2 protein-coding genes are annotated in these 5213 nt (G+C 43.5%); both read right to left on the bottom strand.

Features of this window, described 5'->3' with window-relative positions; all coding sequences use genetic code 11:
* Nucleotides 1-143 precede the first annotated feature (143 nt).
* Complete coding sequence (locus tag F6K49_RS31930; RefSeq protein WP_293103102.1) at nt 144-938, bottom strand: sulfotransferase domain-containing protein; 795 nt, start codon at nt 936-938, stop codon at nt 144-146.
* Nucleotides 938-5213, bottom strand: a 4276-nt coding sequence (locus F6K49_RS31925) for a tetratricopeptide repeat protein (RefSeq protein WP_293103099.1), incomplete at its 5' end; no start/stop codon positions are given. The genes F6K49_RS31930 and F6K49_RS31925, both read right to left, overlap by 1 nt.

The raw sequence follows: 5213 nt of genomic DNA, 5'->3' as shown, positions 1-5213 counted from the left end.
TTCTACATTCTACATTCTACATTCTACATTCTACATTCTACATTCTACATTCTACATTCTACATTCTACATTCTACATTCTACATTCTACATTCTACATTCTACATTCTACATTCTACATTCTACATTCTTAATTCTTAATTCTTAATTCTCATACCCATACTTAATCAAGATAGGTTTAAAAGATTCATTAAGCTTATCAATAGTGGCGGGTTGCAACTTTTCCTTATAATCCCCTGGGGTGACTTTACGGATGTGTAATGCGGGATTTTCTTTAGTTGGAAAAATATCGTGCTTCTTAGCTATTTTTTCTATTTTGTTATCCTCAAGCTCTAATTCCAAAAAATCGATAATATCCCCAACCCACTGACGCTTATGGAAAACGATATCTTCATACCTAAACAGTTTGAATAACTGATCTTCAATCTTGCTGTACCTTTGAATTATGTTACGAAATATAGGTGCTTGTTGAATCGCGTACTCATCTATATCAATATCTTGTAGTCGCTGGCGATTTTTCCAAAGGACATCACCTACCTTACCTGGGGGAATAACATGACTGTTCTTCATGGAAAAATAATGGGATACTACAATATCCCTAGGATCGCGAATCAGTAAGATCTTTTTGAAACCACTCAAATCGAAATCATTAAGATAGGCAGGGAGATATCGAGAGCCATAAAAGCCATATCCAGTTTTGACAAAAAGGTCACATATCTCCTTACCAAAGGCACTTTCTTCTACCCCTTGATTAAAGGAAGTTTTGGCAACACTAATCAGTGGTATGTTTAAGGTAAAACCGATATCTTCAATAATTTTGTCCTGCATCACACTCCCTGATTTGTGCAGCGCGAATACGAAAAAACTAGGAATAGCACCAGGGGGAGGTACGTCAAGATAGACTTTCTGATTGTCTCGTGTATATATAATTTTTTCCATCAGGATTCCTGACTACCCTCCCGTAACGGTTCCCAATCGAGTTGCTCTGTAAAGGTAATTCCCTCAATCAGTACTGCTAAATGTCGATTGGACTGATCAACATGATAGGTCTCAGTCTTCAGGGAAAATAAATTGACGCCTTCAAGTAACGAAATCGGTAGGGTAAATACATTAACCTGATCGATCCCACAGTGATGCACTGCTACTCGCAATAGTAACTTACCCTGTTGCCAAACTTCAAGAAACTGACCCTGGGAGACGTTACGGCAGGCAATGACTAGCTGACCTTTCCTGGGATTACTGGCAATGATGGCAAACTCCCCCTCTGGCCACAGTAACCACTGGCTGGGACGAAAAAGACCAATTTCTGGTAATGGTTGCTCTAATGCTCCAAAACCCTGACGGGTATAACCTTGAATACCAACCCCAGAGATAATACTACTGTTGTTTTTGGGAATGCTACTTTTAATCGCTAGGGGTTGAGTAAGTTTGGCAGAGCCTACGGGAGAGTCTACTAAAAATTTACTCGCCCTGGGAATTTGGAGCTTATCGACCCAACCGCTTTGGTCTAAGGCCACCATAAAACTGTGATAGCTCGACTGTAAGGAGAAGTGGTTGGCTATATAAATAGCTGCGGTTTTCCCCAACAGGTCTAATTTGTGCCGGTCATAGTATAATTCTTTGATTACCTTAGCTAAGGCTTCTGGGGTTTTTTGGGTCACTACTCGTCCTGACACTCGATTCAAGATCGCTTCTTTGACACCACCTACTCCATAGCCAATGGCTGGTGTGCCACAGGCTGCTGCTTCTATAAAGGTTTGACCAAATGCTTCTTGAAGGGATGGCCCAATAAATATATCGGCAGCGCTGTAGTAATATCCTAATAAGGAGGGGTCCTCGATATATCCTGTACTCCAAATATCAAGGTTTTCTGCGATCGCAGAGCCATGACCAAAACTAACCAGTAGGATATTATCGAGATTGGCAATGTCTAGGGCTTTGAGTAGATACTTAAATCCTTTGCGCTGATCATTTACAGATTGACTACCAGTGAGTATAATAAATTTATCCTGAGGTAAATTCAACTGGCGGCGACATTCTGCCTGGTCTAAGGGCCTAAATATATCTAAATCAATGCCATAGTAAATGCTCTGAAATTTGCTTTCGCATTCTTGGAAATTCCGTCGAGGCTGGTGATAGTCAAAGGCATAACGAGCCCAATTAGTGGTCCAGTGACTATCCCCTAGCACTAACAAAGTTTTATAGCTCCCTAAAAGCCGATGTTTTTTACGAAAAGCGTCGGCTATTTTCTCTGATGCTAAGCTCGGGTATTCATGGCTAGTGGGACATTCGTGATCACATAGGGTGGTATAATTTTCACAATCCCCTACATAAGCACAGCGTCCGGTAAGTAACCACTGGTCGTGCATCACAAAGATAGTGGGGAAATGACTGGTAAGTCTTTCCAAAATGTCCAAGGGATTGGTCATATTGTGGATATTCCCCACTACGACTAAATCCGGATTGAGACTAGCAATTAATTGATAAACCTCTGACCCTGTGCAGTCTACGGGAGTCAATGACCAGTCTAATGTGCCAGCAACGGGAATTACTTGATGCCCTGCTAAGGCTAAGGATTTGGCAATGCGTTGGTGAGCAATCCCAGCCCCTCCGAGAAATCCGGTATCGTTGAAGCACACAATGCGCAGGCTGTGGCGTTGCCCAGGCTCTTGTGTATCCTTAGACTTAGGACAATTGAATTTAGTTCGTAGAGCCTCTGATACTGATAGTAATTCCGGCTCATACTTATCTATAGTGCTAGTCTTTTGGTTTTCATGGATACGGTATTGAGCTATGGGATAACCTATTACCTGTAAGGTGGCTCCCTTGGCAGCAAATCGCGCCCACAACTCGTAATCCATACTGTAGAAGAGAGATTGATCTACTGATGCACCACACTTTTCCCAAATGGTGCGGGTAAACATGACTTCTGGCTGATAGAAGAATTTCCCTGTTAGCCAATTCCTTTCTACATCTAAAATTTCTTCAAGGGACATCAGTCCATTAGCACAGGATGTCAAGTGTTGCTCTACGGCTACGCCATCTTTAAACAGTTGACAGACACCGGCTACCACATCAGCACCACTGGTATAAAACGCTAGCGCTACCCTAGATAAGGCTCCTGGGGCTAATCGGTCATCACTATTAAGCCAAGTCAAGATTTCCCCAGATGCGATCGCAAATCCTTTGTTCAAGGCTTCACTTTGGCCACTATCGGGTTCACTAACCACATAGGTAAGGTAGTCTCGATATTGATTAACAATGGTCATGGTTTCATCAGTAGAGCCCCCATCAATTAGGATATGTTCGACATTGGGATAGTGCTGATGAATCACTGATAATATGGTTTCTTCGATAAACTCACCTTGATTCAGCGAAGGGGTAACAATCGATATCTTTGGCCAGGGGCTGCCATCGGGGAGAGTTTGGGGGGGATGATAGGGTTCAATGAAAACGTGAGGCCACTTAGAGATATCGTCTTTTGTCCTAAGCTCTGGATGGCGTTGCTGAATTGAAGTATGAATGGGCGTAGGTTGGGTTTTGGTCAAGCCCCCTAAATCCCCCAACTTTGGGGGACTTTGAGAGTTTTGTTCCCCCCAGCGAGGGATTGCTCGCTGGGGGGCTAGGGGGGCAAAATCATACCCAGAATCAGCAACCCTGTCTGAATTACTATATCCTTTTCGTTCTAAGGCTTCCCCTAAATTCTGGTAGACGGAAACATGAAGACTGGGGTCAATATCAATGGCTTGTTCGTAACAGATAATGGCTTCATCCCACTCGCCAATTCTGGCTAAGGCTTCACCGAGATGACTGTAGGCTTTAGCAAAATTCGGGTCAAGTTCGATAGCTTTACGATAGGCTGCGATCGCATCAAGCCACTGTCCGGTTTTTGCTAATGCTTGTCCCAAGTTGTAATAAGACCAAGGCCAATCAGATTTCACCTCAATCCCATGGCGATAGGCAATAATTGCTTCATCCCACTGCTCCAAGGCTTGTAGAGCATCACCTAAATTTTGATAAGACCACGGGAAATCTGGTTTGAGTTCAATGGCTTGTCGGAACACATCGGCTGCGTCTTGCCACCGTTCTAACTTAAGCAAGGCATCGCCCATGTTGTTATAAGACCAGGAAAACTCTGGCTGTATCTCAATGGCTCGACGGTAAGCTGTTACTGCTTCTTCCCACCGTTGCTGCTTAACTAAGGTATCTGCCAAATTATGATGGGCTTGTGCAAGATTCGGTTGCAGTTGAGTCGCTTTGAGATAACAAGGGTAAGCTTCCTCCCATGCTTCCTGTTCTGTGAACAGGTTTCCTAAATAGAAGTAAGCTTTAGCATCTTGGGGATTGTTTTGAACTGCTTGCTGATAAAGGCTTAGCAGCTCAAGCTCTTGTCCTTGCTTTTTTAGCAAATCCCCTAGTCGATGGTAAGCTTCAGACAAATTAGGTTTCAATTCAATTGCCTGACGATAACAGGCTATCCCTTGGGCTAATTTCCCTTGGTTAGTTAAGGTATTACCCAAATTCAAATGTTCTTCAGCAGATACCGTATTCGGTTCCAATGTCAGAGCTTGATACCAATAATCCGCTGCTGCCTCTGGTTGATTGGTTTGAGTTAGAACTTTTGCTAAGTTACGGTAAGCTCCAGCAAAGCTAGGATTAATTGCGATCGCTTTTTGATAACATGCGATCGCATCTTGCCACTGCTGCCGCTGAGCATAAGCACTACCTAAATTTGCCTGGACTTTAGCTGAATCTGGATTTTGTTGAGCTGCCTTGATAAACGACTCAAGCTCTTGATCTAGGTCTAGATTAGACTGAGAAGCTCTAGAGTTAGGAAGTTGGGGGAGATGATTGCCGCCGCAGAGTCGTGGTGTGCGATCGCGAATTCTGTCCAATTGGTCTCGGTCTAATTGCTCTGGCTTTAATTGCTCTGGCTTTAATTGCTCTGGCTTTAATTGCTCTGGAGCAGTAGGGATAGGCTTTACGGTTGGATTGGTGGGATTAACGGTAATTTGAGATGGGCTAGGCACGATGGCAACAGTTGACGCTTTTATCGTCCCTCCTCTGTAACGTTTAGGGGGAGTAATTGACACCTGCTGCTGCTTCTGGTTGTCTACCAATTCAGGAACAATAGCCTGTTTCAGGGCATCAGAGGCGTTAGCTTGATTGTGGGTGTGACCATTGATCTGACTAGTTAACTGACCATTTATCTGA

Source organism: Moorena sp. SIO3I6, from assembly GCF_010672095.1.
The sequence above is the reverse complement of the archived record's forward strand: the minus strand, read 5'-3'. Positions and strand labels throughout refer to the sequence as shown.